This window comes from Brevibacterium casei CIP 102111 (assembly GCF_900169275.1).
Lineage (GTDB): Bacteria > Actinomycetota > Actinomycetes > Actinomycetales > Brevibacteriaceae > Brevibacterium > Brevibacterium casei.
The window spans coordinates 44867-71406 of the sequence record NZ_FXZC01000001.1 but is presented as its reverse complement, the minus strand read 5'-3'; the positions used below and the strand labels follow the sequence as shown (position 1 = coordinate 71406).

Below are 26540 nucleotides of genomic sequence, written 5' to 3'. Positions count from 1 at the left end.
CCAGGTCATTCGAGGGCACGACGGGCCGCGTAGAGCGCGATCCGGCGCGGCATGAGACCGGCGGCGGCGACCATCGCCCGGTTGGACAGTCCCGAGATGACCGACCGCGGCTGCGGGTGGTCGAGGGCGGAGAACGCGACGGACACGACCTTCTCCGGGGTCTCGAAGTTGATCGGCTGGGAGAAGTCGCCGCCGGCGACGGCGAAGAACTCCGTGCTCGTGGGTCCGGGACTGAGCGCGAGGACGCGGAGGCCGCTCCTGCGCGTCTCCTCGGCGATCGCCTCGGTGAGCGAGAGGACATAGGCCTTCGTCGCCCCGTACGCAGCCATGCCCGGCGTCGGTTGGTATGCCGCAGCGGAGGCGACGTTGACGAGGACGCCCCGGTCAGCACTGAGCAGTTGCGGCAGCAGCGTCCTGGTCAGGCGAGTGAGGGCGACGACGTTGAGGGCGAGCATCTCGTCGAGGCGGTACGCATCGGTCTCGGCGAACGGGGCGGTGATGCCGAAGCCGGCGTTGTTGACGAGCGAGTCCACGGCGATTCCGTGGGTCTCGAGGTCGGAGAGGAGACCGTGCACCCCGTCGGAGGTTGCGAGGTCTTGAGTGAACACGTTCACCGTGATGCGGTGCGCGGCCGTGAGTTCATCCGCGAGCGCCTCGAGCCGATCCCGGCGCCGGGCGACGAGGACGAGGTCGGCCCCACGCGCGGCGAACTGGCGTGCGAACTCGGCGCCGAGACCCGAGCTCGCGCCGGTGACGAGCGCGGTGGTGCCGCGGTGGTCGAGCGGTGCACGCCTCATCGGGCTGCTCCCGTGCCCGCTGTCTGTCCCTCGACATCGGCGAGGATGCGGTCGGCGAGCGCCTCGGCGGATGCCGGGTTCTGTCCCGTGTAGAGGCTGCCGTCGACGACGACATGGGGGCGGAGCGGCATGATGCCCTTCTCATAGTGGATGCCCGCGTCCTTGACCGCGTCCTCGAGCAGCCACTTCGCCTTCCAGGCGAACGGGTTGAGCCGTTCCTCGACATTCGACAGCCCGGTCATCGTCCGCCCCGCGAAGGCGTTCGTGCCGTCGTCGTTCGTCGCTGCGAGGACGGCGACCGGGGCGTGGCAGAGCAGGGCGAGCGGTTTGCCCGAGGCGAGTCTGCGCTTGAGCAGTTCGCCTGAGACCGGGTCGACCGCGAGGTCCTCCATCGGACCGTGGCCCCCGGGGTAGAAGACGACGTCGTAGTCGGCTTCATCGACGGAGTCGAGGGCGACCGGATGGTCGAGGACGTCCTTGATCGACTCGAGATAGTCGCGGATCTCCTGGCGCTTCTTCGGCCTGCCGCCGGCGACGCCGAGGCTGAGCTCGTCGAGGGTCGGGGCGACGCCGCCCGGGGTGGCCACGGTGATGTCCCATCCGGCCTCGGAGAAGACGCGGTAGGGTTCGGCGACCTCCTCGGCCCAGTAGCCGGTGGGGTGGACGGTGCCGTCGCGCAGCGTCCAGCCGGTGGCTGCGGTGATGACGAAGAGAACCGAGGTCATGGGAATGCCTTCCGGGCGCAGATGCCGCCGACCTCCTCGGCCGACCGGCTTGGTAAAGTTAACGGTGTCTACAACGTATGGGGGAACCACAGCAGTGTCAACGCCGACCACCGAGAAGCCACGTCACCACCACGGCAATCTCCGCGCCGCCCTCGTGGCGGCGGGGATCGAAATGCTCGAGGAAGGAGAGTCGTTCTCGCTGCGCGCCGTCGCGCGCAGGGTCGGGGTCTCGCAGGCCGCGCCCTATCGCCACTTCGGCAGCAAACAGGACATCGAGGCCGCCATGGCCGAACACGGGTTCCGCGAACTTCAAGCGGCGCTCCGCGCCGTCATCGACGCGACCGAGGCCGGGGAGGTTCCGCTCGTCGATCTCGCACTCGTCTACATCCACTTCGCCGAGGACCATCCCGCGCTCTACGCGCTCATGTTCGGCTCCGAGCTCGCCGACGACGAAGCCCGCCGTGAGGCGTGCGCGCAGGTCTTCGCGCTCATCGAGGAGGTCACAGCCAAGATCCACCCTGACCGGGACGCCCACGGAATGGCGACCGCCGGCTGGGCGCTCGCCCACGGCATGGCCACGCTCCACCTCGAGGGCACCCTGGGCCGCAATGACGACGACTTCGACGACCGCGTCCGCGCGGCCTTCGCCGCCGTCGCCGCCGACTGAGGCGCCGTCGCCGGCTGAGGCGCCGCCCCCGCACCGCGCATGTGCGCCGCCCCCGCAGCCTGAGTACGAGATCACCACCCCAGGGGAATGATTCCCTCCATCTCGATGTTGACACCGTTAACTTCGGCTGGCTACTCTCGACCCGGGAGTACCGAAGCGAATGGGAGTGACAATGAGCATCGACCGCGATACCTCCACGACAGTGACCCTCGGCAACCGCACCGTGTCCGTCCCCACCGGCGGACTCTTCGACCGCTACCGGATGCAGACCGACCTCGACGAGGTGGCCCGCGACCCCCGAGTGGGCGGCGTCGACTTCTTCCGCGACCAGCCCAAGGTCGAAGTGCAGTCGGCGATCGGACCGACCTTCACCCCGAACTTCTACTACGCGATGTCGAGTGCACGTCTGACGATGCTCGCTCCGACCAGCGCCCTGCGCGATCGCCTTCCCGCGCCTCTCGATCCGCTCGAGGTCGTCCCCGGCTTCGGCCTCGCCTCGCTCATCCTCTTCCGCTACGACGTCGCCGACATCGACTTCTACACCGAGGCGGCGGTGGGGATCGCGGTCAAGCCGCCCCACCACGGTCCGCTCGGGGCCATCGACCTCATCGCGGCGCTGAAGAACAACCATCTTGACTCCTACGTCCTCTCACTGCCGGTGAATACGGAGATCGCCCAGGTCCGAGGCCACGACGGCTACGGCTTCCCGAAGTGGGTCACCGACATCGACGTCGACATCACGGCGCAGTCGGTCTCCGGACGGGTGCTCAACGACTCAGGTGGCACCGACGTCGAACTCCACGCGCCGACCCCGCGGCAGAAGCGGCATCGCGCGGGAACCGCGGTGTCCTCGCTGACGTCGTACACGCACTTCGACGGCGGCTGGCACGGAACGTTCAACCAGACGAATGCCCTGGTCTCGGGGACGACGCTGTTCCCGCGGGACATCGACCTCCGCCTCGGCGAGGGACGGGTCTCCGACGATCTCCGTTCGCTGCGCACGGGTCGCACGCTCATGTTCGATGTCATGACCCACGGCCAGGCGGCACTCCACATGCCCCGGGTCATCTCACTCGACTGACCTCCTCATACGTTCGAAAGGCAGACCACCGTGTCCACTCTCACCGCCGCCCGGCGGCTCACCCCGAGGATCACCACCGACCGGCTCGCGGCCCTGGCACGCCGCGTCGAGGTGGCCGATCCCGCCTCCACTCAGGACGTCACCAATGCGATGACCGGTGAAGTCCTCGGCACCGTGCCGCACGGCACCGAGGCCGACATCGTCGCCGCAGCAGAGCGCGCCCGCAGAGCCCAGCAGGCGTGGGCCGAGCGACCGATCAAGGAGCGCGCCCGCGTGCTCCTGCGCTTCCACGACCTCGTGCTCGCCCATCAGGACGAAGTCCTCGACCTCATCCAGCTCGAGAACGGCAAGGCCCGTCGGCACGCGTTCGAGGAGATCATGGATGTCGCCATCAACGCCCGCTACTACGCGCATACCGCCGAGCGGATCCTCCGACCCAAGCGCCGGCAGGGTGTGCAGCTGGGGCTGACGAAGGTCTGGGAACTCCACCACCCGAAGGGTGTCGTCGGGGTGATCTCCCCGTGGAACTATCCGCTCACGCTCGGCATCAGCGATGCCCTTCCGGCGATCGTCGCCGGCAACGCCGTGCTCGCCAAGCCGGACGCGCAGACCCCGTTCTCCGCCCTGTGGGCCGTCGAACTGCTCGAACGGGCGGGCATGCAGCCCGGCCTCGTCCAGGTCGTCACCGGTTCGGGTGCCGAGCTCGGCCGGCCGATCATCGAGAACTCCGACTTCCTCATGTTCACCGGTTCGACCGCAGTCGGTCGGACGGTCGCGGCTCAGGCCGGGGAGAACCTCATCGAGTCCTCGATGGAGCTCGGCGGGAAGAACGCCCTGCTCGTCCTCGACGATGCCGATGTCGACAGAGCCGTGTCCGGGGCGCTGCGGGCGAGCTTCTCCAACACCGGTCAGCTGTGCATCTCGATGGAGCGGATCTACGTTCCCGGCGTCCTCTGGGACGAGTTCACGACGAAGTTCGCCGCGGCGGCGCGTGCCATGACCCTCTCGGCCGGTCTCGACTACTCGGGGGACATGGGATCGCTCGTCTCGCAGAAGCAGCTCGACACCGTCGTCCGCCATGTCGAGGATGCGAAGGCGAAGGGAGCGACCGTGCTCGCCGGCGGGAATGCCCGCCCGGATCTCGGCCCCTTCTTCTTCGAGCCGACCATCCTCACCGATGTCGACGCGTCGATGGAGGTCTTCGCCCACGAGACCTTCGGTCCCGTCGTCAGCCTCTACCGCGTCGCCGACGAGGAGGAGGCGATCGCGAAGGCCAACGACAGCGACTACGGACTCAACTTCAGCGTGTGGACCTCGGATGAGGACCGTGGTGTCCGGGTGGCGGCCCGTCTTCAGGCGGGAACCGTCAACGTCAACGACGCCTATGCCGCCGCGTGGGGCTCCGTCGACGCTCCGATGGGAGGGATGAAGTCCTCGGGACTCGGCCGACGTCACGGGGAGCACGGCATCCTCAAGTACACGGAATCGCAGACCATCGCCGCCTCGCGACTCCTGCCCGTCGGTGCACCGGACAAGGCCGATCCCGCACGCTACGCCCGCATCGTCTCCGGCGCGCTGCGCGTGCTCAAGCACATCCCGGGAGTGAAGTGATCATGCAGACCATCCTCGGAGCCGGCGGACCCATCGCCGATGAGCTCGCCCGCGAGCTCCACCGGAACTTCACAACAGACATCCGCCTCGTCAGCCGGCGACCCAAACAGGTCAACGGCACCGATGAGCTCGTCGCCGCCGACCTCATGGACCCGGTCTCGACCGAGCGCGCCGTCGCGGGCAGCGAGATCGCCTACCTCACCGTGGGACTGCCGATGGATTCGGCGCTGTGGGAGGAGAAGTTCCCGGTGATGATGAGGAACGTCATCGACGCGTGCAAGGTCCACGGCACGAAGCTCGTCTTCTTCGACAACACGTACATGTATCCGGGCACGCCTGCCCCGCAGACCGAGTCGACGGGATTCGCGCCCGGCGGCCGGAAGGGTCGGGTGCGGGCGGAGATCGTCACGATGCTGCTCGAGGAGATGGCCGCTGGGACGATCGAGGCGCTCATCGGTCGGGCCCCGGAGTTCTACGGGCCGGGGAAGACGAAGAGCTGGTCGAACATGCTCGTCTTCGACCGGATCAGGGCGGGCAAGCGCCCGCTGGTGCCGGTGAGCGCGCGCACGAAGCGCTCGCTCATATGGACGCCGGATGCCTCGCGGGCGCTCGCGCTCCTCGGCAACACCCCCGACGCGTACGGGCAGACGTGGCATCTGCCGATCGATGAGAACCGGCAGACCTACCGGCAGCTCATCGGAATCGCCTCGGCGGTCACCGGGCGGAGGATCGGGTACACGGTGCTGCCGCTGTGGGTGTTCAAGATCGGGAGCCGGTTCAATCCGATGCTCGCCGAGGCGGCCGAACTCCTTCCCCGGTACCGCGGGGACAACGTGTTCGACACCGCGAAGTTCGCCTCCCGATTCCCCGACTTCGCCGTCACCACCTACGAAGAGGGAGTCAGGGCGATCCTCGCCGAGCCGGCTGATCGGGCGCACTGACGAGAGCGGCGCCGCCGGACCCAGCACTGTCGGGTCCAGCACTGCCGGGCCCGGCCGGAGTGTCCGCCCGTCTGCTCCGGCCGAGCAGCGCCTCCGCCTGCGAGACGGTCTCCTCCCGCAGCGCCTGGACAACGGCGGCGACCGCGGGACGGCGCAGCGAATCCGTGCGCAGGACCATCCAATACGGCAGGCGTTCGGAGAGCTCGCCCGGCAGCAGCCGGACGAGGTCGGGATGCCGGTCGGCCATGAAGCACGGGAGGAACCCGATGCCCGCGCCGGCGCGGGTGGCCTCGACGTGGACGAATACGTTCGTCGAGGTCACACCGTCTTTCATCGACGGCACGAGTCGCCGGGGAGCATCGAGGTCGTCGACGTGGAGCATCGCGTCGACGAAGTAGACGAGCTGGTGCTCCATGAGTTCGTCGACGGTGCTCGGGGTCCCGCACTCGGCGAGGTAGTCGCGGGCGGCGTACATGCCCAGCGCGTACTCCCCGAGTCGCAGCGCCTCGGCGCGGTGGGCCTGGGGTTCGCCGACGACGATCTCGATGTCGAGGCCCGACCGCTGCTGCAGCGCCTGCCTCGTCACCGTGATGATCTCGACGCTCAGCCCCGGATGAGCTCGCCGCAGCTTCGCGACCGCCGGGGAGGCGATAAAGGCGCTGAACCCGTCGGTCGCCGACATCCGCACGACCCCGGTGATCGGGTCGGGGGTCTGTCCCGATTCGCCGAGGCTGTGGACCGCGGACTCGACCTGTTCGGCGACGCGGACGGCGGAGGCTCCGAGTTCGGTGAGCTCCCAGCCCTCGGCGGAGCGGGAGAGCACGCGGCCGCCGAGCGACTTCTCGAGGGCGGCGATCCGCCGGGAGATCGTCGTGTGGTTGACCTTGAGAACCCGGGCAGCCGACGCGAACTTCCCCGACCGGGAGACCGCGAGCAGCACGAGCAGGTCGTTCGGCGTCGTGTCCATGACTGCCATCGTACAAAGCGGCTCAGGCGTCGGCGGAGCCCTCGCGGTAGATCTTGGCCCGCGTGATCTTCCCCTACTGCGGCATGTTGACGAACCGGGACTTCGCTCCCTGGAACGCCACGGCGATGTCACCGGTCGGTCCGGCACGGTGCTTGGCGACGATGATGTCGGCCTCACCGGCTCGTTCGTGCTCCTTGTCGTACATGTCCTCACGGTGGATGAGGAGGACCATGTCGGCGTCCTGCTCGATCGAGCCGGATTCGCGCAGATCGGAGATCATCGGGCGCTTGTCGGTGCGCTGCTCGCTGCCGCGGTTGAGCTGGGAGAGCGCGATGACGGGAACCTCGAGCTCCTTCGCGAGCAGCTTGAGCGAACGGGAGAACTCCGAGACCTCCTGCTGACGCGATTCGACGCGCTTGCCCGAGCTCATGAGCTGGAGGTAGTCGACGCAGACCATCTTGAGGTCGTGCTGCTGCTTGAGCCGGCGGCATTTCGCGCGGATCTCGGTGAGCGCCATGTTCGGCGAGTCGTCGACGAAGAGCGGGGCATCGTTGATGCGGGCCTCGGTCGCAGCGAGGTTCGTCCAGTCGTGGGGGCTGAGCTCACCGCGGCGCAGGGACTGCAGCGGGATCTCCGATTCGGCCGAGAGCAGGCGCATGACGAGCTCGTTCTTGCCCATCTCGAGGGAGAAGAAGACGGCGGCCTGCTTGTGGTGGATCGCCGCCGAGCGGATGAAGTCGAGGGCCAGCGTCGACTTGCCGACACCGGGGCGCGCGGCGATGACGATCATCTGCCCGGGGTGGAGGCCGTTGGTGAGCTGGTCGAACTCGGTGAACCCGGTCGGCACACCCGCGGTCTGCCCATCCGTATCGCCGTTGCGTTCGATCTCCTGCGCCACCTCGCCGAGGATCTCGGAGAGGATGACGTAGTCCTCGGTCGTGTGCTTCTCCGTGACCCGGTAGATCTCGGCCTGCGCGTTGTTGACGACGTCATCGGTGTCGCCCTCGGCGTCATAGCCCATCTGCACGATCCGCGTGCCCGCCTCGACGAGGCGGCGCAGAACGGCGCGTTCGCGCACGATCGTCGCATAGTACGCGGCGTTCGCCGCGGTCGGCACCGAGGCGATGAGCGTGTGGAGGTAGGCGGGCCCGCCGATGCGCGAGAGGTCACCGGTCTTCGTCAGGTAGTTCGCGACCGTCACCGAGTCCGCGGGCTCACCGCGCGAGTAGAGGTCGAGGATCGCCTCGTAGATCGTCTCGTGGGCCGGACGGTAGAAGTCGTCGCCGGACATCGACTCGACGCAGTCGGCGATCGCGTCCTTCGACAGGAGCATCGCCCCGAGGACGCTCTCCTCGGCCTCGACGTCCTGCGGAGGGGTCCTCAGGCCGTCGAACTCCTGATCTGTCGTCACTCCCAAGACTTCCTCCCTCGCCGTTCCACGGCCCCGACCCGGATGCAGTGCCATCCCACTTTACCCGGGCCCGACTCGGGATCGACAGCGATCCTCGTCACCGCCTCGGCGACCGAACGAAGGGCCCGCCGAGGCGGTGCTGCGGTGGTCCTGCCAGACGTCCCTCAGACCCGGGCGCGCCCGGCAGTCGCCACCGAGGCGAGAATCGGCTTCGCGAGTTGGAGGCCGAGTCTGATGACGACGATACCGACGACCACTGACGCGAGGATCGTCAAGAACGTGACCGGCTTGAACACGAGCGCCGCACCGGCCAGGGGCAGGACGAGGAGGAGGCCGAGTCCACCGGCGAGCAGGCTCACCCAGACGACCGGGGAGAGCACGGCCCGCACGAGGGCTGCGTGCATCGTGTCGACATCCATGCCCGCGGCATAGAGGTCGGCGAACGTGTCGGCCCGGTCGTAGATGTCGGCGACCTGGTTGATGAGCGCCGAGACGGCGATGAGGACGATCGAGATGCCGAGGACGAGGAGGATGCCGGTGAACATGTCCTCGAAGAACACCCCCACCTCGGCGGGAGCATCGGTCGCGGGATCCTCGACGGTGTCCATCCCCACCTGCATGAGCGCGATGCCCGATCCGCCGACGGCCGCGACGAACGCCGTCATCGCCAGCCCGGAGACCCGGCGCCAGAATCGCTTCGGCTCGTCGGAGACGAGGCGGGCTGCGATGAGCCTGGCCGACGACGAGGCCCGGGTGCCGGCGATGTGGGCGAACCACCGCATGAGCAGCCCGCCGAGGAGGTCGACGACGATGAGCCCGAGGAGGAACACCGTGAGGATCGCAGCGATGACCACGGCGAACCCGAGCTCCGCGGACTTCGCGAGGAGGAGGCCGACCGGCAGGAGGAGGATCGCGACGGTCACGGCGATGACCCGGCCGAGCGGGAACTTCCGGTCAAGCGACTTCGTGCGCACTCCGAGCGGGGAGACCGTGACCTTCCGCAGCCCGACGAGCGCTGAGAGGACGCAGACGAGGATGAGGAAGACGACGACGCCTGCGAGCAGCAGCGGCGGCATGAGCATGTTCGCATACCCGATCGGCCGACCGAGGAAGTGGATGAGACTGACCGGCCACGCGAGCACGAGGTAGCCGCCGACGCCGAGGACGATGCCGCACACGGCGGGGACGAGGGGTTCGGCGACGGCGAGCGCGACGATCTCCGAGCGCCTGGCCCCGAGCAGGGACATCGTCGAGAGCCGCTCGTCCTGCCGCCGCGCCGAGAGCGTCGCCGAAGCCGACGCCAGGGTGCTCGCCGGGATGACGAGGAGCACCGTGGCGAAGGCGGCGAGGAACTTGTACATTCCGTCGATCCCCTCAGCGTCGGGGATCGGGGGGATCTGGAAGAACATCCACGCCCCCGCGGCGACGGTGAGGAAGAGCGTCGCGCAGGCGAAGAACGCGCTCATCACGAGCAGCGAACTCGGGGAGGTCACGGTCCTGCGACCGAGGACGACGGGGAGGACCTTCGTGGGTGCCGACATGGCTGACTCCTGTTCGGGCGGTCGCCTCAGGCGGCGACCGCGGTGACGCGGCGGACGAGGGGGCGGGTGAACTGCAGTCCCAGCCACACCATCGCGACTCCGCCGGCGACGACGGCTGCGACGACGCCGATGGTCATCGGATCGCCGAGGTCGCCCGCCGAGGCCATGGCCGCTGCGAGCAGTCCGCCGAGGACGAGGGAGACGAGGGTGACGAGGAGGATCGGTGACATCACCGCGCCGACCGTGACCCGGTGCATCATCGACTGCGTCATCCCGGCCGCATGGAGTTCGCGGTAGGTCGTGGCGCGGTCGAGGATGTCGGCGGCCTGGTTGATCGTCGCGGAGACGACGATGAAGACGAAGGCGATGGCGAGCGTGAGGACGAGACCGGTGAAGACGTCGTCCCCGGTGTACTGGAGCGGACCCATGGCTGCGATCTCCTCCGGTGACATGTCACCGGCGTTGCCGCGCATCATCGCGGCCCCCGCACCGCCGACGACGGCGATGAAGGTGATGAGCGCGAGACCCGCCACCCGACGCCAGTACTGCGCGGGGGCGTCGGCGATCATCGATGCCGAGAGCATCGCGGCGGGCCGGCGGGCGATGCGGCTGCTGATCGCGGCGTGGATCATCATGATGAGCACGCCGAGGACGTTGATGAGCAGGAGGGCGATGCCGATCGTCGCGATGCTCGCAATGACGACGACCATCTGCCGCTGTCCGTCCTGGAGGGAGAAGACGAGCGCTCCGACCATGCCGAGCGCGAGGACGATGACGGTGATGATGCGCACGAGCGGGAACTTCCGCGCCAGGGACCGGGTGCGCACCCCGAGCGGGGAGACGATGACCTTCCGCAGTCCCAGCAGCGCCGAGAGCAGGCAGACGAGGAGGAGCCCGACGACGACGGCCGCGAGCAGCCAGACCGGCATGAGCAGTGCCGAGTAGCCGAGCGGGACGCCGGTGAAGACGAGGAGGCTGAGCGGGTAGGCCAGCAGCAGGTAGCCGCCGATGCCGGCGAGGATGCCCGCTGCGGCGGGAACGAAGGGTTCGGCGACGGCGATGAGTCGGATCGTGCCCTTCGAGGCCCCGAGCAGGGAGAGGGTCGAGAGCCGCTCATCCTGACGGCGGGCGCTGAGCTTGGCCGAGGCGACGCCGAGGCTGACGGCGGGAACGATGAGGAAGACCGTGGCGAGGACGGCGAGCATCCGGTAGAGCTCGGCCACCTCGGCGTATCCGGGGACCTCGGGGCGGTCGTTGAACGCCCAGGCACCTGCGGCAACGGTGAGGAAGAGGGTCGAGCAGGCGAAGAACGCGATCGCGACGAGACGGGCCGTCGGCGAGGTGAACGTCTGCTTCGAGAGGACGGTGGAGAGGACATTCATGGTCGGCATCACCCGTTGTTCGTCGCGTACTGCGCGGCGGAGTCGGAGACGATGCGGCCGTCGGCGAGGCGCACGACGCGCGAGCAGCGGGCGGCGACGTTCTCGTCATGGGTGACGACGACGAGGGTCGAACCGCGTCCGGTCGTCGAGGCGAGGAGTTCGGAGAGGACCTCCGACGAGGTGCGGGAGTCAAGAGCTCCGGTGGGCTCGTCGGCGAAGGTGACGACGGGCTGGGTGACCTGGGAGCGGGCGATGGCCACGCGCTGGGCCTGACCTCCGGAGAGCTGTCCGATGCGCTTGGTCAGGTGCTCGCCGAGGCCGAGGCGCTGCAGCCAGGCACGAGCGTGCTTGGTCGCCTCCGTCCGGGGCATGCCGGCGAGCATCGCGGCGAGTGCGACATTGTCCTCGGCGGTGAGTTCGGGCAGGAGCAGTCCCTGCTGGAAGACGAAGCCGAAGACCTCGCGGCGCAGGGCGGTGCGACCGGACTCCTTGAGCCCGGTGATGTCCGCGGCGGCGCTGCGGTCGGTGGGCAGCAGGCGGATCGAGCCCTCATCGGGACGGATGATTCCGGCGAGGCAGTGGAGCAGGGTCGTCTTGCCGGACCCCGAGGGTCCCATGATGGCCAGGGACTCGCCGAGGCCGATGTCGAGGCCGACTCCGGCGAGGGCGTAGGTCTGGTTGTAGTGCTTGACGACATTGGAGGCGGTGATGATCGCGGGCATGTGTGTGTTCATATCTCCATGGTTTCGTCGATCGTTCTCAGCGGCCATGCAGTCCTCCCACTGCTCGCGGTAGGAAAACCCGACTCTCCTGGTGGGGGAACTGCGGGGACTGTGACCTGGGACAACAGATCGGCCTGATTCGACACCTTCAGTGACCTCAGACCATTGACAGGCAAGTGAACACTTGCCTATGGTGGCGGGGTGACGGACCTCTTCAAGGCGATCGCCGATCCGACCCGGCGGACCATCCTCGACGAGCTCGCCGAGCGCGACGATCAGACCCTGTTCGAGATCTGCTCGCGCCTGGCGAACAGGCACGGGCTCGGCCTGTCCCGGCAGGCGGTGTCCCAGCATCTCGAGGTCCTCGAGTCCGCCGGCCTCGTCGTCGCCAGGAGAGAGAGGCGCTACAAGTTCCACCGGCTCGATCCCGAACCGCTGCGCACAGCGTTCGACCGGTGGACCGGAGGGCAGCAGGCGGCAGCGCAGTCCGACGGCACCGCCCGCCCAGCACAGTACAGCCCAGCACCGGACCGCCCAGCACCAGCCACCCCAACCCAAGGCACCGCAGACCCAAGAGAAGGAGACCCATCATGAAGGCACAGTGGATCAGCATCCCTGTCGAGGACCAGGCCCGCGCGCTCGAGTTCTACACCGGCAAGCTCGGCTTCGTCCTCAAGCACGACGTCCCCGTCGGTGAGGCGCGCTGGCTCACGGTCGTCTCACCCGAGGCGCCCGACGGCGTCGAGGTCGTCCTCGAGCCGATGGGGCACCCCGCGGCCCGCGAGTACGCCTCGGCGCTCAAAGCCGACGGGATCCCGATCAACCAGTTCGCCGTCGACGACGTCGCCGCGGAGTACGAGCGGCTGACCGGCCTCGGCGTATCATTCACCCAGAAGCCCCTCGAGATGGGGCCGATCACCACCGCCGTGCTCGACGACACGGTGGGCAATCTCGTCCAGCTCATCCACCAGGAGGAATGACCGCGCCCCGGTGCGACCGCCGAGCACCTGGCGGGTGGCGGTCGGCACCACAGCCATGAAGAGGATCATCGACTACCTGCGGGGCACACTGCGCCTCGAACCCGGCGATGACGACCGGGGGGCACCGATCCGAGTCGGCCTCGGCGTCGCGATCCCCTCGCTCGTCCTCCTCATCCTCGGGTACGAGCAGTTCATCATCTACGCAGTCTTCGGTGCCTTCTGCGGCATGTACGGCCGCGGCGAGCCGCACCAGCTGCGACTCATCCACCAGCTCCAGGCAGCGGTCCTCCTGCTCTCCGGAGTCGTCATCGGCGTCATGCTCGCGACGATGGACACACCCGTGTGGGGGCTCATCGGCATCGAGGCGTTCTTCGCCGCGGTCGGGTCGATCATCGCCGACCGCGCGCGGATGCGCCCGGGAGGACCGTTCTTCGCCATCTTCGCCCTCGGCGCCTGTGCCTCGGTCGAACCGCTCGCCCCACCGTGGGTGCCGATCGGCATCAGCGTCCTCGCGGCGGCCTTCGCGATCGCCATCGGCTTCCTCGGATGGTTCCGCACCCGCACCTGGCGGCCAGGCTCCCGGCGGGCGATCACCCCGCTGCGCAGCCCGCATGCTCCGCGCATGGTCAGGCACGCTGCCACGTATGCGGTGGCGGTCGCCTCGGCGGGGATCCTCGGCACGCTCATCGGACTCGATCACGCGTACTGGGCGATGGCCTCGGCCGCCGTGCCGCTGGCCGCGGCCGAGCTTCCCGGCCGCATCTCCCGCGGCGTCCACCGGGTCCTCGGGACGTTCTCGGGACTCATTCTCACCGCGCTCATCCTCTGGCCGGACCCCTCACCGGTGTGGCTGGCGATCCCGGTCATCCTCCTCCAGTTCCCGACCGAGTACCTGATGATGCGCAACTACGGGTTCGCGCTCACGTTCTTCACCCCGATGATCCTCCTCATGACCCAGCTCGCGCACCCGATCCCACGCTCGACGCTCATCATCGACCGCGGGATCGAGACCCTGCTCGGGGCGGTCGTCGGCATCGCCGTCGTCCTCGTCGTCGGGTACTTCGGCAGGCGTCGCAGCGCTCAGTCGCGCACGGACGACGGCCTCGCCGAGGCGTGAGCCGGGTTCCGCACTCATCGCACCTCGGCTCGTGCCGGGTCACCGCCCGCGGCCTCGGGCGGATGGGCAGACCGTCGATCGTGAGTTCCGTGCGCATGGCGGCATCGGTCCTCTCACCGGACGATGCGGTCGGTGATGACGCCGGTCTCAGGTCGGGAGGAGGACGATGACCGTGTGGAGGGCGAGGCCGACGAGTGCGCCGATGACGGTGCCGTTGATGCGGATGTACTGGAGGTCGCGGCCGACGTAGAGCTCGATGCGGTCGGCGGCCTCCTTCGCATCCCAGCGTTCGATCGTGTCCGAGATGACGCTGGCGATCTCGGGGCCGAAGCTCTCGGCGAGGTCGCCGGCGGTCGTCGCGACGCGGTCGTCGATCCTCTCCGCGAACGCGGTGTCGGTCTGGAGGCGCTCGGCGAATTCGCCGATGAGATCGGCGATGCGGTCGCGGACCTCGCCGTCGGGTTCGATGATCGCCTCGCGCAGGAGCTGTTTGAGGGAGGTCCAGATCTCGAGGACCGAGTCGACGACCCCGTCCTGGGTGAGAAGGTCGTTGATGATGTCCTCGGCCTTCTCGGCGAGCGGGGTGTCGGTCGAGAGGTCGGTGGAGAGGTCGACGAGCCACGCGTCGAGGGCCTGGCGGGCCTTGTGGTACGGGTTGTCGCGGACGTCGACGAGCCAGCCGAGGATCTCGCGCTGGAGGCGGCTGGCGAGCTGATCGTTGACGAAGTCGGGCACCCAGGACGGGGCGCGGTTGTGGACGATCTCGTCGATGACCTGCGGATTGTCGCTCAACCAGGTGTACGCCTCGGCGATGACGAGGTCGACGAGCTTGTGGTGGGCGCCGTCGAGGACGATCTGGCGCAGCAGCTGACCGAGCACCGGTGACTTCTTCGTCGCGACCAGACGCGGGATGATGACGTTGCGGGTGAGTGCCGCGATCTGCTCGTCGTCGATGCGGTCGAGGACGTACTCGAGGCCGCCGGCGGCCCGGTCGACGACGAGGTCGCGGTTGGCGGACCTGCTCAGCCATTCCCCGGCCCGCCGTGAGACTCCCAGCGACCGGATCTTCGTCGACACCGCCTCGGCGTGGAGGAAGTTCGTCGCAACGAACGCGGAGAGACTCGCCCCCAGGGCGTCCTTCTTCCGGGGGATGATCGCGGTGTGCGGGATCGGCAGGCCGAGTGGGTGGCGGAAGAGTGCGGTCACGGCGAACCAGTCGGCGATCGCACCGATCATCGCGGCCTCAGATCCGCGGGCGATGAAGCCCCAGACGCCCGAGAGGTCGGTGAAGAGGTTCGTCGAGAGGAAGATGAGGGTCGCGAGGATGAGCAGGGAAAGGGCGAGCCGACGCATCTTCCGCAGGCCCCGCGCTCGTTCCCGATCCTCCGGTGTGAGTTCGCTCGGCCCGCCGAAGCGCGGCATCGGCTCGGTTCTCTCGATCGTCATCTCTACCCCCTGGGCACCGACTCTAGCGAACACCGACTCTAGCGAACTATGGGCCGGGTTCCGTGCCGACCGGCTGGGTCGGACCTGGGAACCTCAGCTGCCACGGTCGATCCCAGTGTGCGTTGCGGCCGGCCGGAGTACCGTGGAGGCATGAACCGAGCATTGACCGACCTCGAGAGGAACACAGCGCTTCTCCTCATCCGTCGCGGTCACACATCGCCGAGTGCCGAGGACTATGCGGAGTTCACGCCCGAACAGAAGGAAGGGTGGGATCCGCCGACGGCGATCACGGATGCTCAGCGGGCATTGTGGGAGGCCAACCTCGCCGAGGTGGTCGTCACCTCGGAGTGCGGATGCGGGATGTGTCCGACGGTGGACCTCGATCCTGTCGACGGCAAGACTGTGCGTTCCGACGATGATCTCGTGCTCAGTGCATACCTCCCCGATGCTCTCCTCTACCTCATCATCGACGAAGGTGTTCCGAGCAGTCTCGAGCTCGCCCCGCTCGACGACAGCGTCGCCTACGCCGAATTCCCTCCAGCCGAGCGCATCGAATTCTGAAAGGAGGCCGACATGGCACTCGAATACTCCGTCGGCGATCACGTGGGGTGGAACTCCGAGGCCGGTGAGGTCTCCGGGCACATCATCCGGGTCCACACCGCGGATTTCGACTACAAGGGGCACACGCACCGGGCGACGCCGGACGATCCCCAGTACGAGATCAAGAGCGACAAGACCGATCACATCGCCGCCCACAAGGGCAGCGCACTCCACCTCATCGACGGATGAGCGATTCCGCGCCGGAACCGGATGGGCCCGCATCGGGTGAGCCCGAAGCCCCCGCACCCGCACCGGGCGGACCCGACTTCCTCACGATCGGCCATTCGAACCGGCCCCTCGAGGAGTTCCTCGACCTTCTCCACGAGAATCGCGCCGAGGTGGTCGTCGACGTCCGCAAGCTGCCCGGCTCGAAGGCGAACCCGCAGTTCAACGCCGATGTCCTCGCCGAGGCGCTTGCGGATCAGGACATCGAGCTGCGTCGTCTCGACGGACTGACCGGCCGGCGGAATGTCAGCGACGACGTGCCCTTCGACGTCAACGCATGGTGGGAGAACCGCAGCTTCCACAACTACGCCGACCACGCCCTGACCGACGAGTTCGCCGCCGACATCGACGTCTTGCTCGGCTGGGGCGAGGATGCCCGGTGCGCGGTCATGTGCTCGGAGGCCGTGTGGTGGCGCTGTCATCGGCGCATTATCGCCGACTACCTCCTCGCCCGTGACCGTCCCGTCCGTCATGTGCTCGGAAGGAATCAGACCGCCGAGGCGGTGCTCAGCTCAGGTGCCGTCGTCGCCGACGACCGGACCATCACCTACCCGAAGCGCTGATTCCGCCCTCAACGTCCTCGTCCTACCCTCGGCAGTCTTCCCGAGGAGGATCGAGTTCGAAATCGGGCTCGGATTCGCACCGGATCCTCCTCGGGAATGCTGTTCCTTAGACTGTCCAAATGGAACCCCATACCGACAGAGCGCGAGCCGAGTCCTTCGGTCCCGTAGCCGACCAGTATGACCGCTACAGGCCCCGGTATCCGAAGGAGCTGCTGACCGCGATGTTAGAAGCTTCGTCGGGTTCGAAACCTCGACTACGGGCACTTGATGTCGGTGCAGGTACCGGGATTCTTGCCATGCAGTTACGGGAGCGAGGGTGCGATGTCCTTGCGGTCGAACCCGATCCGGGCATGGCCGCCGTCGCCGCAGGCAAGGGCCTGCACGTGGAAACGGCGAAGTTCGAACAGTGGGACCCATCCGGCAGAGAATTCGACATCGTTGCGTTCGGACAGTCGTTCCATTGGGTCGATCCGGTTCCGGCACTTTCCCGAATTCGGAAGATCCTCACTCCCTCAGGCACACTCGCACTTGCCTGGAACCGCATCGTTCCACAGGGCCCTCCCGCGAGGCGAATCGATGAGACCTTGGACGAGTATCTTCCGCAGCAAGATCGTTCCAGTGGAGAAGTCGACAGCGAGGGCGCAGAACAGGACGGCCCGGCCCCATTGGTCGAGGTGCTGCGACGGAATAGCTTCGATGTCGAAGAACTCCACTTCGAGGAAAGCCTCCGATACGCTCCAGAGGCGTGGTTGTCGATGGTCGCCACCCATTCGGATCAGCTCACTATGGGGACCGAAGATCGACTGGCTCTGCACACCGCGCTCAGGGATGCTCTAGGACAGGACGTACTCGAGACGCAGAACCATGCGCTGTTGCTTGTGGCGAAACCACGACGATGAGCACCGCCCTAGCGAGAATGGGTGACTCCCCGAGGAGGATCGAGTTCGAAATCGGGCTCAGTTTCGCACTGGATCCTCCTCCGGAACAGCCGACAGCCCCGACTGCGGCGTCGACAACACGCACGACCGCACCCGCAGCGCAACTCCCTGCGCCCCGCCACCCTCAGTTCGAGAAGACCCCGACGACGAGGTTGATGGCCGTGGCGAGGATGACCGCGTTGAAGACGTAGGACAGCAGACTGTGGCGCAGCACCACGGCGCGGATCTGCGTGTCGGAGACGCTCGTGTCCGTGACGCCGAAGGTCATGCCGACCGCGTAGCCGAAGTAGAGGAAGTCCTTGTAGTTGGGCACCCGATCGGAGTTGAAGTCGATGCCGCCGGGGGTCCCGTCGCCGAAGTACATGTAGGCGTAGCGCGCGCTGTAGAGGATCTGCAGGCCGGCCCAGGACATGAAGACGCCGAGGAGGGCGATCGCCGCCTCCCAGTTCCCGGCCTGGGAGCCGCCGACGATCTGGAGGAGGATGATGCCGCCGAGACCGCAGAGCTGGGCGATCGTGATGACGACCTCGTCGAGGACGGGGTTGAAGTCCTCCCGGCTCGCGTTCGACTTCGTCTCCTCGGAGGACATCGGCCACAGGGCGGCGGTGCCCACGAGCACGAAGAACGTCGTCGCCGCCGCGATGCCGACGAGGAACCCATCGCCGGTGGTGGTGAGGAGACCGACGATGCCGCCGATGATGAATCCGACGATGATGGACGCGACGAGCCGTCCGGTGGCGCTGATCATGAGCTTCTTCATTGGGTCACGTCTCCAATCGACCGGGGCGGGAGTTCCGACAACCGAGGTTTTCGACAACACTCTGCCACACCCGGAGCCGATCTGGCCGTTCCCAGCCACGTGAATGCACGACCGCCGGGTGCCCACGGTGGGGCACCCGGCGGTCGTGGTCTCGGCGGCCGGTCCCGGAGGACCGACCAGCTCACAGTCCCGGAGGACCGATCAGCCTACGGTCCCGCAGGACCGTCAGCCGATCAGGCTACGGCGATCAGGCCTTGCCGATGACGTCGAACTTGGCGTTCGCGGTGATCGTGTCGTTGACGCGCACGACAGCGGTGTAGCTGCCGGAGGTCTTGACGTGACCGGTGAGCGCCACCTGACGACGATCGAAGTCGTGTCCGGTCGCGGTCTGCAGCGCCTCGGCGACGAGTGCCGGGGTGACGGCGCCGAAGAGGCGACCGTTCTTGCCGGCTTTGAGCTCGATGCGAGCGCTCGTCGACTCGAGCTGGTCCTTGACGCGGACGGCTTCGTCGTGGTCGGCGATCTGCTTGGCCTGACGGGCCTTGCGCAGCGCGAGGATCTGCTTCTCCGCGCCCTCGGTCCACGGGGTGGCCCAGCCGCGGGGGACGAGCAGGTTGCGCGCGTAGCCGGCGCGAACCTCGACGATGTCACCGGCGGCCCCGAGGCCGTCGACTTCCTGAGTGAGAATCACTTTGCGATTCGGCATAACTGTTCTCCTCCGATCAGCGAGCAGAGCTCGAGTAGGGCAGGAGTGCCATCTCGCGGGCGTTCTTGACGGCCTTCGCGATGACGCGCTGTTCCTGCACGGTCACGCCGGTGACGCGCCGTGCACGGATCTTGCCACGGTCAGAAATGAACTTGCGGAGCGTAGCGGTGTCCTTGTAGTTGATGTTGGCCGCTTCGCCCTTCTTGAGCGGATTCGCCTTCTTCTTGATAGGCTTCCGGATCTCTGGCTTTGCCATGAGTCTCTCCTGTATGAGAAATGTCTAAAACGTGGTCAGAACGGCGGTTCGTCGGCGCCGGGATTGCCCCAGCCGCCGTTGTCGTTCTGGGGAGAAGATGATGCCCACGGGTCGTTGTTCGGACCGTTGTTCCCCTGGCTGTAGCCGCCCTGGCGCTGTCCACCCTGCTGCGGGTTGCCCTGCTGCGGGTTGTTGCCCCACCCCGACGACTGCTGCTGGTAGCCGCCCTGCTGGCCGCCACCCTGGTAGCCGCCGGAGTTGCCGCCACCGCCGGAGAAGCCTCCGCCGCCGCGTTCGTTCTTCGAGACCTGAGCGGTCGCGCGTCGCAGGCTGGGGCCGACTTCGTCGACGTCCAGCTCCATGACCGTGCGCTTCTCGCCTTCCTTGGTTTCGAACGAGCGCGACTTCAGTCGGCCCTGCACGATGACCCGGGTACCCCGCTGCAGCGATTCGGCGACGTTCTCTCCCATCTCACGCCAGACCGAGCAGCGCAGGAACAGGGTCTCCCCGTCCTTGAACTCGTTCGACTGACGGTCGAAGATACGCGGCGTCGAGGCCACGGTGAAGTTCGCGACTGCAGCACCGTTGGGTGTGAAGCGCAGTTCGGGATCGCTTGTCAGGTTCCCGACGACCGTGATGACTGTTTCGCCTGCCATTGAATGCTCCTCAAACGGGGTAGCGTGACGCTTACTTGGCGTCCGGGCGGAGGATCTTGGTCCGCAGCACCGACTCGTTGAGTCCGAGCTGACGATCGAGTTCCTTGGTCGTGGCCGGCTCCGCGTGGAAGTCCACCACGACGTAGTAGCCCTCGGACTTCTTCTGGATCTCGTAGGCGAAGCGCCGACGTCCCCAGATGTCCACGTTGTCGACGGTTCCGTTCTCTGCCGGGACAACCTTGATCAGGTTGTTCACGGTGTCAGCCAACGTCCGCTCTTCGAGGTCGCTGTCGAGAATGAGCATGAGCTCGTAATGACGCATGTGTCACCCACCTCCTCTGGTCTTCACGGCCATGGTCGGTCCATGGCAGGAGGGTAAATGCGTGCCCGTTCCGTCCTCCGCGAGGTCCGCGAAATGGGAACAGACCTCCCTATTCTACGGGACCGCGCCGCCGGCTGTCATGTCGGTTTCCCGTGCCCTTGGCCACGGGGGCAGGGTCATTCCCTCGCCGAGGCGGTGCCCGAGTCCCCGTGTCCGCCTGAGTCTCCTTCGGCGGTCTTCCCGGCACCGCTGCCGGCCGCTCCATCATTCCCGCCGGCCGCGACGTCGGCGCGGGGGCCCGCGCCCTCGGAATCGGCATCGCCGGTGGCTGGCTCTGCCGACCGGATCCGCGGGCGCAGCCGTCCGCGCACCCGACGCCGGTAGAGGTTCTCCCCAGCGAAGACGACGACGATGATGAGGGCGAAGAGCCGCAGGAGGGAGAAGAGGGCGATGAAGGAGGGTTCGAGGCCCTTGCTCGGATCGATGCCGGTGACGTCGCCGAGTTGGATCGCAATGGCGAAGACCGCCTCGGCGAGGGCCCAGGCAATGAGCACCCACCACCGGGACACGGCGAGGGCGAGGAAGGGGAGAAGCCACAGCGAATCCCACGGCATGAGGGCGGGGGCGAGGACGAGGCACGAGCCGATGAGCAGACACGAGGTGACGGCCGGGTCGAGGCCATGCACACGCACCATGAACAGGGCGACGAGGACGCCCGCCACAAGGAGCCCGCTCGCGACGATCCACACCGTCGCCCACGTCCCGGCGTCACCGATGCGGGCCATGACGAGGATCGAGGCGAACGAGCCGCCGTCGACGGCGTCCGAGAGCCACTGGGTCACGCGACGGATCGTGGTGCCGTCGGCGACGAGGATGATCGCCGAGGCGATCGTCGCGGTGGCGATCATCATCTGCGGGTTGCGGTGCTCGAGCCGGCCCGGCGGGTAGAGCCCCGAGAGCGCGAGGGCGGCGAGGACGAGGAGAGCGAGCGGATTCTCGAACGCAGCGATCGCGAGCAGGATCCCCGCCAGCCACGGTCGCGGAGTCACCGGAGCCGGAGCGACGACGAGGACGACGGCCCAGAGACTGAGCGCGAGCGCGAGAGGGTCGAGCGTCGATCCGAGGGTGAAGAGGATGACGGGTGAGGCGAAGACGGCGACGAGCCATGCCCGCCGGCGGGCGAGGAGGAGCAACGCCACACCGAGTGCCGCGACCCCGACGACGTTGAGGAGAAGGACGAACGCCATGAACACCGAGACGTCGTCGGTGATGAGGCGGAAGACGTCGACGAGCACGCCGTCGAGGACCGAGAGACCCGAGGCTCCGCCGCGAGCGCGGCCCACCGCCTCGGGATTGAACTGCCCGAGGAACGCCGTCGACAGCGGGCCCGCGCACATCCTCGCCGAGGCGCTCGGCCGCTCGTAGCCCGAGCTCAGACACGGACCCTGGAGAGCGAGAGCGAGGAACGTCGTGATCCCGAGGATCCCCGCGAGGACGAACGCCTGCCCGCGCAGATACACGGCCGATGCGGAACCGCGGTGAATGCCGTCCGGACCGCCGAGCAGGGGCTCGGCGATCCGGGTGGCTGGAGTCGAAGGCATATTCAGAGGTTACCGGTCATCGGAGGACGACCGGCCCCCGGCGTGCGGGATCACCCGCCGGGCGCTCCGGTCGGCGGATCGATAGGAACCGGCTTCTTCGGGGGCTTAGTCGGGTCCGGTTTCTTAGGCGGCTTCGTCGGATTCTCACCGTCCCCGCCTTCGTCTGACGACCCGGTTTCGTTGCCGTCCTTGGACCCTTCATTCGACCCGTCGGCGGAGTCCTTGCCGTCGGTATCGGCGGTGGAGTCGGCGTCCTTCTCCTTGTCCTTGTCCTTGCCGGAGTCCTTCTCCTCGTCGTCCTTGGGCTTCTTCGTCGGTTCGTCGACGGGAGCCTTCTTCCGCGCGTCGTCGTCATCCTCGCGCGGCTCGCGCTTGGGCGCCGGAGGAGCGTTCGTATTGGCGGGCTTCTTCACCTCTGGCAGCTTGCCGCGCTCGGGGAAGGGTTCGACCTTCGTCCCCTCGAGGGCGTCCTTCATGTACGCCGTCCACACCTGGATCGGGAACGAACCACCGGTGACCTCGCTGCGACCGCCGTAGGCGCCGATCGGCACGGACTTGCCGTCGACCTCGCGGTAGAGGACGACCGAGGTGGCCAGCTGCGGGGTGTAGCCGGAGAACCACGCCGACTTGTTCGACGTCGAGGTACCGGTCTTGCCGGCCGCCGGGCGGCCGAGGTTCTGGGCGTAGCTGCCCGACCCGCCGTTGACGACCTGGCGCAGGGCGTAGGTGGTCTCGGCGGCGACGGCCTTGTCGAAGACCCGCTCACCCTTGGTGTCGGCCTTGTAGACCTCTTCGCCGTCCTTCGAGACCGACTCGATCGAGTGGGTCTCGTGGCGCACGCCGTTCGAAGCGAACGTCGCGTAAGCGGTGGCCATGTCGATGACCTTGACGCTCGGCGTACCGAGGACGTTGGCCGCGTTCGGGGTGAGGTCGATCGTGCAGTTGCCGGTGTCGCCCGAGGCCATCTGCTCCTTCGTGCAGTTGGGGCTCAGGCCCGCCCGCTGTGCGACGTCGACGGTCTTGTCGGGACCGACCTGGACGTTGAGCGCTGCATAGGCCGTGTTGATCGAGGACTGCGTGGCCTTGAGCAGGGTGACCGGTCCATAGCTCGAGCCGCCGAAGTTCTTCACCGGCCACGGAGTGCCGTCATTGTTGAGCGTCGTCGGGCTTCCCGGGTACCGATCGGTCAGGCGCACGCCGTTCTCGAAGCCGGCGACGAGGGCGAAGGGCTTGAACGTCGAACCCGCCTGAGCGTGTCCCTGCGTCGAGGCGTTGAACGCCTGATCGAGGTAGTTCTTGCCGCCGTAGAAGGCTTCGATGCCGCCGGTCTTCGGATCGATCGAGACGAGGCCCGCCTGCAGGCCCTTCGGCTTGTCCTTCGGCAGGTCGTTGATCGCCTGCTCGGCTTCCTTCATCCGCTTCGCGTCGAAGGTCGTGACGATGTTGTAGCCGCCGCGGTCGAGCTGCGACTCGTCGATCCCGAGCTTCGCCATGGCCTCCTTGCGGACGTACTCCCACATGTAGCCCTTCTGACCGCTGAGCGAGTCCTCCTTGCTCTGCGCCTTGACCTCGGGCATCTCGACCTGGTCGGCCTGCTCCTGGGTGATGAAGCCCTCGTCGACCATCGACTTGATGACGTAGTCGAAGCGATCCTGGTACATCTCCGGGTTCTCCGCCGGATCGGCGGCACCGGGGCGCTGGATCATCGCGGCGAGGAGCGCCGATTCGGCGAGATCGAGGTCCTTCGCGGACTTGCCGAAGTAGTTCTGCGCTGCGACCTCGACACCGTAGGAGCGGCGTCCGAGGTAGATCGTGTTGAGGTAGTTCGCGAGGATCTCGTCCTTGCTCTGCTGCTGGTCGATCTTGAGCGCGATGAACATCTCCTTGACCTTGCGGTCGAGCGAATGCTCGTTCGTCAGGTAGAAGTTCTTCACGTACTGCTGGGTGATCGTCGACCCGCCGCCGGCGTACTGGTTGGTCACGACGCCGACCACAGCGCGGGAGAGGCCCTTGATCGAGATGCCGCGGTTCTCGTAGAACGACGTGTCCTCGGCAGCGATCGCGGCCTTCTGCATCGGCTCGGAGATCTCACCGATGTCGACAGACCTCCGGTCCTCGATCTTGTAGTGGCCGATCGGGGTCTTGCCGTCGTTGTAGTAGATCGTCGACGTCTGCCCGGTCGCCTCGAGGTTGGGTTCGGGGACCTCGGTCGTCGCGTAGCCGATTGCGAACGCGATGCACGCGAGGATGATCGCACTGAGACCGCCGACGACGAGGATGCGCAGACTGGGCAGGAAGCGCGTCCACCCGCTCACTCCGGCACGCGGATAGTTGAGCAGATTCTTCGTCTTCCTGCCTCTGGTTCCGGCTGCTTTCTCTGCCTTAGCCACCCAAGGTCCTCCAGGTCTTCTCCACGTCCCGCACTGCGATGGCGACGAGGTTCGAAAAGGTCACAAATGGATTTCAGTGTCGCACGCGTTCATTGGAACACCGTGAAAAATGCGGTTCCGCCGCGCCATGTGGCTGCTGAGCATCACCCGCTGTGAGAACGGCGCGCCTACGGCAACCCGTTCACCAGCAATTTTACATCTCTTCACGTAAAGCAAACACTCAGAGTGCGTGTTTGCTCACATTCTCCCTTGTCACAGGCACTGAAATCGCCTCGGCCGCGAGGCCGACCTCCCGTCCGCATCCCCTGTCGTGCAGCCGCCCGACTCAGCCCTTGAGGTCGAAGTCGGTGTCCGCGTACTCGGTCCCCTCGACAGCGGGTTCGCCGCTGAAGGGGTGGAGCTGATCCTCTCTCGCGCGGAGTTCGACGCGACGGATCTTGCCCGAGATCGTCTTCGGCAGCTCGGCGAACTCGAGTCGGCGGATCCGCTTGTAGGGGGCGAGGTTCTCCCGGCAGTACGCGAGGATCGAGCGCGCGGTCTCGGCATCGGGCTCGAACCCGCTGCCGACGACGACATAGGCCTTGGGGACGGCGAGACGGACCGGATCCGGGGAGGGGACCACGGCCGCCTCGGCGACGGCCTCGTGCTCGATGAGCACGCTCTCGAGTTCGAACGGGGAGAGCCGGTAGTCGCTGGCCTTGAACACGTCGTCGGCCCGCCCGACGTAGGTGATGTAGCCCTCCTCATCGCGCTGCGCGACGTCGCCGGTGTGGTAGACGCCGCCCTCGAAGGCCTCAGAGGTCTTCTCGGGGTTGTTCCAGTACCCGGTGGTCAGGCCGAGCGGAGGCGGGTCGAGGCGGAGGCAGATCTCGCCCTCGTCACCCTCTTCCCCGGTGGCCGGGTCGATGAGGACGACCTCGTAGCCGGGGAGCACCTTGCCCATCGACCCGTACTTGAGCGGCTGGTCCGGGGAGTTGCCGATCTGCAGGGTCGTCTCCGTCTGTCCGTATCCGTCGCGGATGAGCACACCCCATTCGCTCTTGACCCGGTCGATGACCTCGGGGTTGAGCGGCTCACCCGCCCCGAGGGCCTTCGTCGGCGGGGTCTGCAGCTGGCCGAGGTCGGCCTGGATGAGCATCCGCCAGACCGTGGGAGGCGCGCAGAAGCTCGTCACCCCGGCCCGATCCATCGTCTCCATGAGCGCGCCGGCGTCGAACTTCGAGTAGTTAAAGAGGAACACGCACGATTCGGCGATCCACGGGGTGAAGATGTTCGACCAGGCGTGCTTCGCCCATCCGGGCGAGGCGACGTTGAGATGGACGTCGCCGGGGGTCAGCCCCATCCAGTACATCGTCGAGAGATGTCCGACGGGGTAGGAGACATGGGTGTGGGCGACCATCTTCGCCTTCGACGTCGTGCCCGAGGTGAAGTAGAGCAGGAGCAGGTCGTCGGCGCGGGAGCGGCCCTGCGGTTCGAACTCGGTGCGCTCCTCCTCGGCCTCGGCGTAGGCATAGTCCTGCTGGCGGGTCGGCTCTCCGCCGACGACGATGCGGACGACCTCGGCGTCGACGTCGTCGAACTTCGCAGCGTCCTCAGGACCGGCGACGACGAACTGGGCCCGGCCCCTCTCCACGCGGTCGCTCAGGTCGATGGGGCCGAGCTGCGTCGTCGTCGGCAGGAGCACGGCGCCGAGCTTGATGCCCGCGAGCATCGTCTCCCACAGCTCGACGTGATTGCCGAGCATGACCATGACGTGGTCGCCGCGCTGGACGCCGGAGCGGCGGAGGAAGTTCGCGACCTGGTTCGAACGTGCGGCGAGCTCGGCGAAGCTCCACTTGCCCTCCGACCCGTCCTGTTCGACGATCCACAGCGCAGGATCGTCGTTGTCCTCGGCGATCCGGTCGAACCAGTCGATGCCGAAGTTGAAGTGCGAGAAGCGCGGCCACTCGAAGTTCTCACGGGCAGCGTCGTAGTCGCTGCGGAGCTCGATGAGCCGGTCCCTGGCCGCCCGGAACTCGTCAGTCACAGTCATTGCGGTCTCCTCGTGCTCGCTGCTCGCGCGTCGCCTGTGACGGCGCACACATTCTCACGACTCCGAAGTTACCAGGCGGCGGCCGCCCCGGTGGAGGCGGGGG

At 67.3% G+C, this 26540-nt stretch carries 27 protein-coding genes; 11 read left to right on the top strand and 16 right to left on the bottom strand.

Annotated elements, in window-relative coordinates; genetic code table 11:
- Positions 1–5 precede the first annotated feature (5 nt).
- Both BC102111_RS00315 and BC102111_RS00310 read right to left on the bottom strand, forming a co-directional pair.
- Positions 6–797, bottom strand: coding sequence for an SDR family NAD(P)-dependent oxidoreductase (locus BC102111_RS00315; protein WP_101623323.1), 792 nt, complete (start codon positions 795–797; stop codon positions 6–8).
- Positions 794–1522 (bottom strand): type 1 glutamine amidotransferase domain-containing protein, encoded by a 729-nt coding sequence (locus tag BC102111_RS00310; RefSeq protein WP_101623322.1) that lies wholly within the window; start codon positions 1520–1522, stop codon positions 794–796. Before BC102111_RS00310 ends, BC102111_RS00315 begins: the two co-directional genes overlap by 4 nt.
- Before the next feature lie 94 nt (positions 1523–1616).
- Between BC102111_RS00310 and BC102111_RS00305 the strand changes: the two genes are divergently transcribed.
- The 4 genes from BC102111_RS00305 (at position 1617) to BC102111_RS00290 (ending at position 5822) form a co-directional block, all read left to right on the top strand.
- A complete protein-coding gene (locus BC102111_RS00305) occupies positions 1617–2189 on the top strand; it encodes a TetR/AcrR family transcriptional regulator (protein WP_232252526.1) in 573 nt (190 codons plus the stop codon).
- A gap of 172 nt (positions 2190–2361) precedes the next feature.
- Positions 2362–3270, top strand: a complete 909-nt coding sequence (locus BC102111_RS00300; protein ID WP_101623321.1) for an acetoacetate decarboxylase family protein — start codon at positions 2362–2364, stop codon at positions 3268–3270.
- Positions 3271–3300: 30 nt separating this feature from the next.
- On the top strand, positions 3301–4881 hold the full coding sequence (locus tag BC102111_RS00295) for a succinic semialdehyde dehydrogenase (protein ID WP_101623320.1): 1581 nt from the start codon (positions 3301–3303) through the stop codon (positions 4879–4881).
- Positions 4882–4883: 2 nt separating this feature from the next.
- Entirely contained in the window at positions 4884–5822 is a 939-nt protein-coding gene (locus tag BC102111_RS00290; protein WP_101623319.1) for an NAD-dependent epimerase/dehydratase family protein, read from the top strand.
- Here the strand turns inward: BC102111_RS00290 and BC102111_RS00285 are convergent.
- The 5 genes from BC102111_RS00285 to BC102111_RS00265 all read right to left on the bottom strand — a co-directional run bounded on the left by BC102111_RS00285 (position 5782) and on the right by BC102111_RS00265 (position 11857).
- Positions 5782–6789 (bottom strand): LysR family transcriptional regulator, encoded by a 1008-nt coding sequence (locus BC102111_RS00285; protein WP_101623318.1) that lies wholly within the window; start codon positions 6787–6789, stop codon positions 5782–5784. The two genes, BC102111_RS00290 and BC102111_RS00285, sit on opposite strands and share 41 nt — an antisense overlap.
- A gap of 73 nt (positions 6790–6862) precedes the next feature.
- Complete coding sequence (gene dnaB / locus BC102111_RS00280) at positions 6863–8200, bottom strand: replicative DNA helicase (protein WP_009376829.1); 1338 nt, start codon at positions 8198–8200, stop codon at positions 6863–6865.
- Positions 8201–8364: 164 nt separating this feature from the next.
- On the bottom strand, positions 8365–9741 hold the full coding sequence (locus BC102111_RS00275) for an FtsX-like permease family protein (protein ID WP_101623317.1): 1377 nt from the start codon (positions 9739–9741) through the stop codon (positions 8365–8367).
- A gap of 26 nt (positions 9742–9767) precedes the next feature.
- Positions 9768–11132 (bottom strand): FtsX-like permease family protein, encoded by a 1365-nt coding sequence (locus BC102111_RS00270; RefSeq protein WP_101623316.1) that lies wholly within the window; start codon positions 11130–11132, stop codon positions 9768–9770.
- Positions 11132–11857 carry an ABC transporter ATP-binding protein gene (locus tag BC102111_RS00265; RefSeq protein ID WP_232252527.1) on the bottom strand — a complete coding sequence of 242 codons (726 nt, stop codon included), beginning with the start codon at positions 11855–11857 and terminating at the stop codon, positions 11132–11134. Before BC102111_RS00265 ends, BC102111_RS00270 begins: the two co-directional genes overlap by 1 nt.
- A gap of 189 nt (positions 11858–12046) precedes the next feature.
- On the opposite strand from BC102111_RS00265, the gene BC102111_RS00260 reads away from it, so the two are divergent.
- From BC102111_RS00260 to BC102111_RS00250, 3 genes are read left to right on the top strand one after another with little or no spacing between them, the layout of a single operon-like run.
- Positions 12047–12439, top strand: coding sequence for an ArsR/SmtB family transcription factor (locus BC102111_RS00260; protein WP_101623315.1), 393 nt, complete (start codon positions 12047–12049; stop codon positions 12437–12439).
- Positions 12436–12825, top strand: coding sequence for a VOC family protein (locus tag BC102111_RS00255; RefSeq protein WP_101623314.1), 390 nt, complete (start codon positions 12436–12438; stop codon positions 12823–12825). Before BC102111_RS00260 ends, BC102111_RS00255 begins: the two co-directional genes overlap by 4 nt.
- A 55-nt stretch (positions 12826–12880) precedes the next feature.
- Positions 12881–13942, top strand: coding sequence for an FUSC family protein (locus BC102111_RS00250; protein ID WP_232252528.1), 1062 nt, complete (start codon positions 12881–12883; stop codon positions 13940–13942).
- Between the two features lie 147 nt (positions 13943–14089).
- Here the strand turns inward: BC102111_RS00250 and BC102111_RS00245 are convergent, their stop codons facing one another.
- A complete protein-coding gene (locus tag BC102111_RS00245) occupies positions 14090–15388 on the bottom strand; it encodes a DUF445 domain-containing protein (protein WP_101623312.1) in 1299 nt (432 codons plus the stop codon).
- Positions 15389–15538: 150 nt separating this feature from the next.
- Between BC102111_RS00245 and BC102111_RS00240 the strand changes: the two genes are divergently transcribed.
- The 4 genes from BC102111_RS00240 to BC102111_RS00225 all read left to right on the top strand — a co-directional run bounded on the left by BC102111_RS00240 (position 15539) and on the right by BC102111_RS00225 (position 17675).
- Positions 15539–15949, top strand: a complete 411-nt coding sequence (locus tag BC102111_RS00240) for a hypothetical protein (protein WP_146001374.1) — start codon at positions 15539–15541, stop codon at positions 15947–15949.
- 12 nt (positions 15950–15961) lie between these two features.
- Positions 15962–16177: a hypervirulence associated TUDOR domain-containing protein gene (locus BC102111_RS00235; RefSeq protein WP_101623310.1), complete on the top strand. Its 216-nt coding sequence runs from the start codon at positions 15962–15964 to the stop codon at positions 16175–16177.
- Positions 16174–16776 carry a DUF488 domain-containing protein gene (locus BC102111_RS00230; protein ID WP_101623309.1) on the top strand — a complete coding sequence of 201 codons (603 nt, stop codon included), beginning with the start codon at positions 16174–16176 and terminating at the stop codon, positions 16774–16776. Before BC102111_RS00235 ends, BC102111_RS00230 begins: the two co-directional genes overlap by 4 nt.
- Before the next feature lie 119 nt (positions 16777–16895).
- On the top strand, positions 16896–17675 hold the full coding sequence (locus BC102111_RS00225) for a class I SAM-dependent methyltransferase (RefSeq protein ID WP_009376848.1): 780 nt from the start codon (positions 16896–16898) through the stop codon (positions 17673–17675).
- A 163-nt stretch (positions 17676–17838) separates the two neighbouring features.
- Here BC102111_RS00225 and BC102111_RS00220 read toward each other — a convergent pair whose 3' ends face one another.
- The 8 genes from BC102111_RS00220 to BC102111_RS00185 form a co-directional block, all read right to left on the bottom strand.
- Positions 17839–18474 carry a DUF1345 domain-containing protein gene (locus BC102111_RS00220; protein WP_009376849.1) on the bottom strand — a complete coding sequence of 212 codons (636 nt, stop codon included), beginning with the start codon at positions 18472–18474 and terminating at the stop codon, positions 17839–17841.
- A 247-nt stretch (positions 18475–18721) separates the two neighbouring features.
- Complete coding sequence (gene rplI, locus BC102111_RS00215; protein WP_009376850.1) at positions 18722–19180, bottom strand: 50S ribosomal protein L9; 459 nt, start codon at positions 19178–19180, stop codon at positions 18722–18724.
- 16 nt (positions 19181–19196) lie between these two features.
- The gene (gene rpsR, locus BC102111_RS00210; RefSeq protein WP_009376853.1) at positions 19197–19436 is read right to left on the bottom strand and encodes a 30S ribosomal protein S18; all 240 of its coding nucleotides are present in this window, start codon (positions 19434–19436) and stop codon (positions 19197–19199) included.
- Positions 19437–19471: 35 nt separating this feature from the next.
- Positions 19472–20092: a single-stranded DNA-binding protein gene (locus BC102111_RS00205; RefSeq protein ID WP_009376855.1), complete on the bottom strand. Its 621-nt coding sequence runs from the start codon at positions 20090–20092 to the stop codon at positions 19472–19474.
- A gap of 31 nt (positions 20093–20123) precedes the next feature.
- Entirely contained in the window at positions 20124–20414 is a 291-nt protein-coding gene (gene rpsF / locus BC102111_RS00200; RefSeq protein WP_009376857.1) for a 30S ribosomal protein S6, read from the bottom strand.
- A gap of 176 nt (positions 20415–20590) precedes the next feature.
- Positions 20591–22015, bottom strand: coding sequence for a hypothetical protein (locus BC102111_RS00195; protein ID WP_009376859.1), 1425 nt, complete (start codon positions 22013–22015; stop codon positions 20591–20593).
- 50 nt (positions 22016–22065) lie between these two features.
- The gene (locus BC102111_RS00190; protein WP_009376861.1) at positions 22066–24405 is read right to left on the bottom strand and encodes a transglycosylase domain-containing protein; all 2340 of its coding nucleotides are present in this window, start codon (positions 24403–24405) and stop codon (positions 22066–22068) included.
- A 325-nt stretch (positions 24406–24730) separates the two neighbouring features.
- A complete protein-coding gene (locus BC102111_RS00185) occupies positions 24731–26437 on the bottom strand; it encodes an AMP-binding protein (protein WP_101623308.1) in 1707 nt (568 codons plus the stop codon).
- Between the last annotated feature and the right edge of the window lie 103 nt (positions 26438–26540).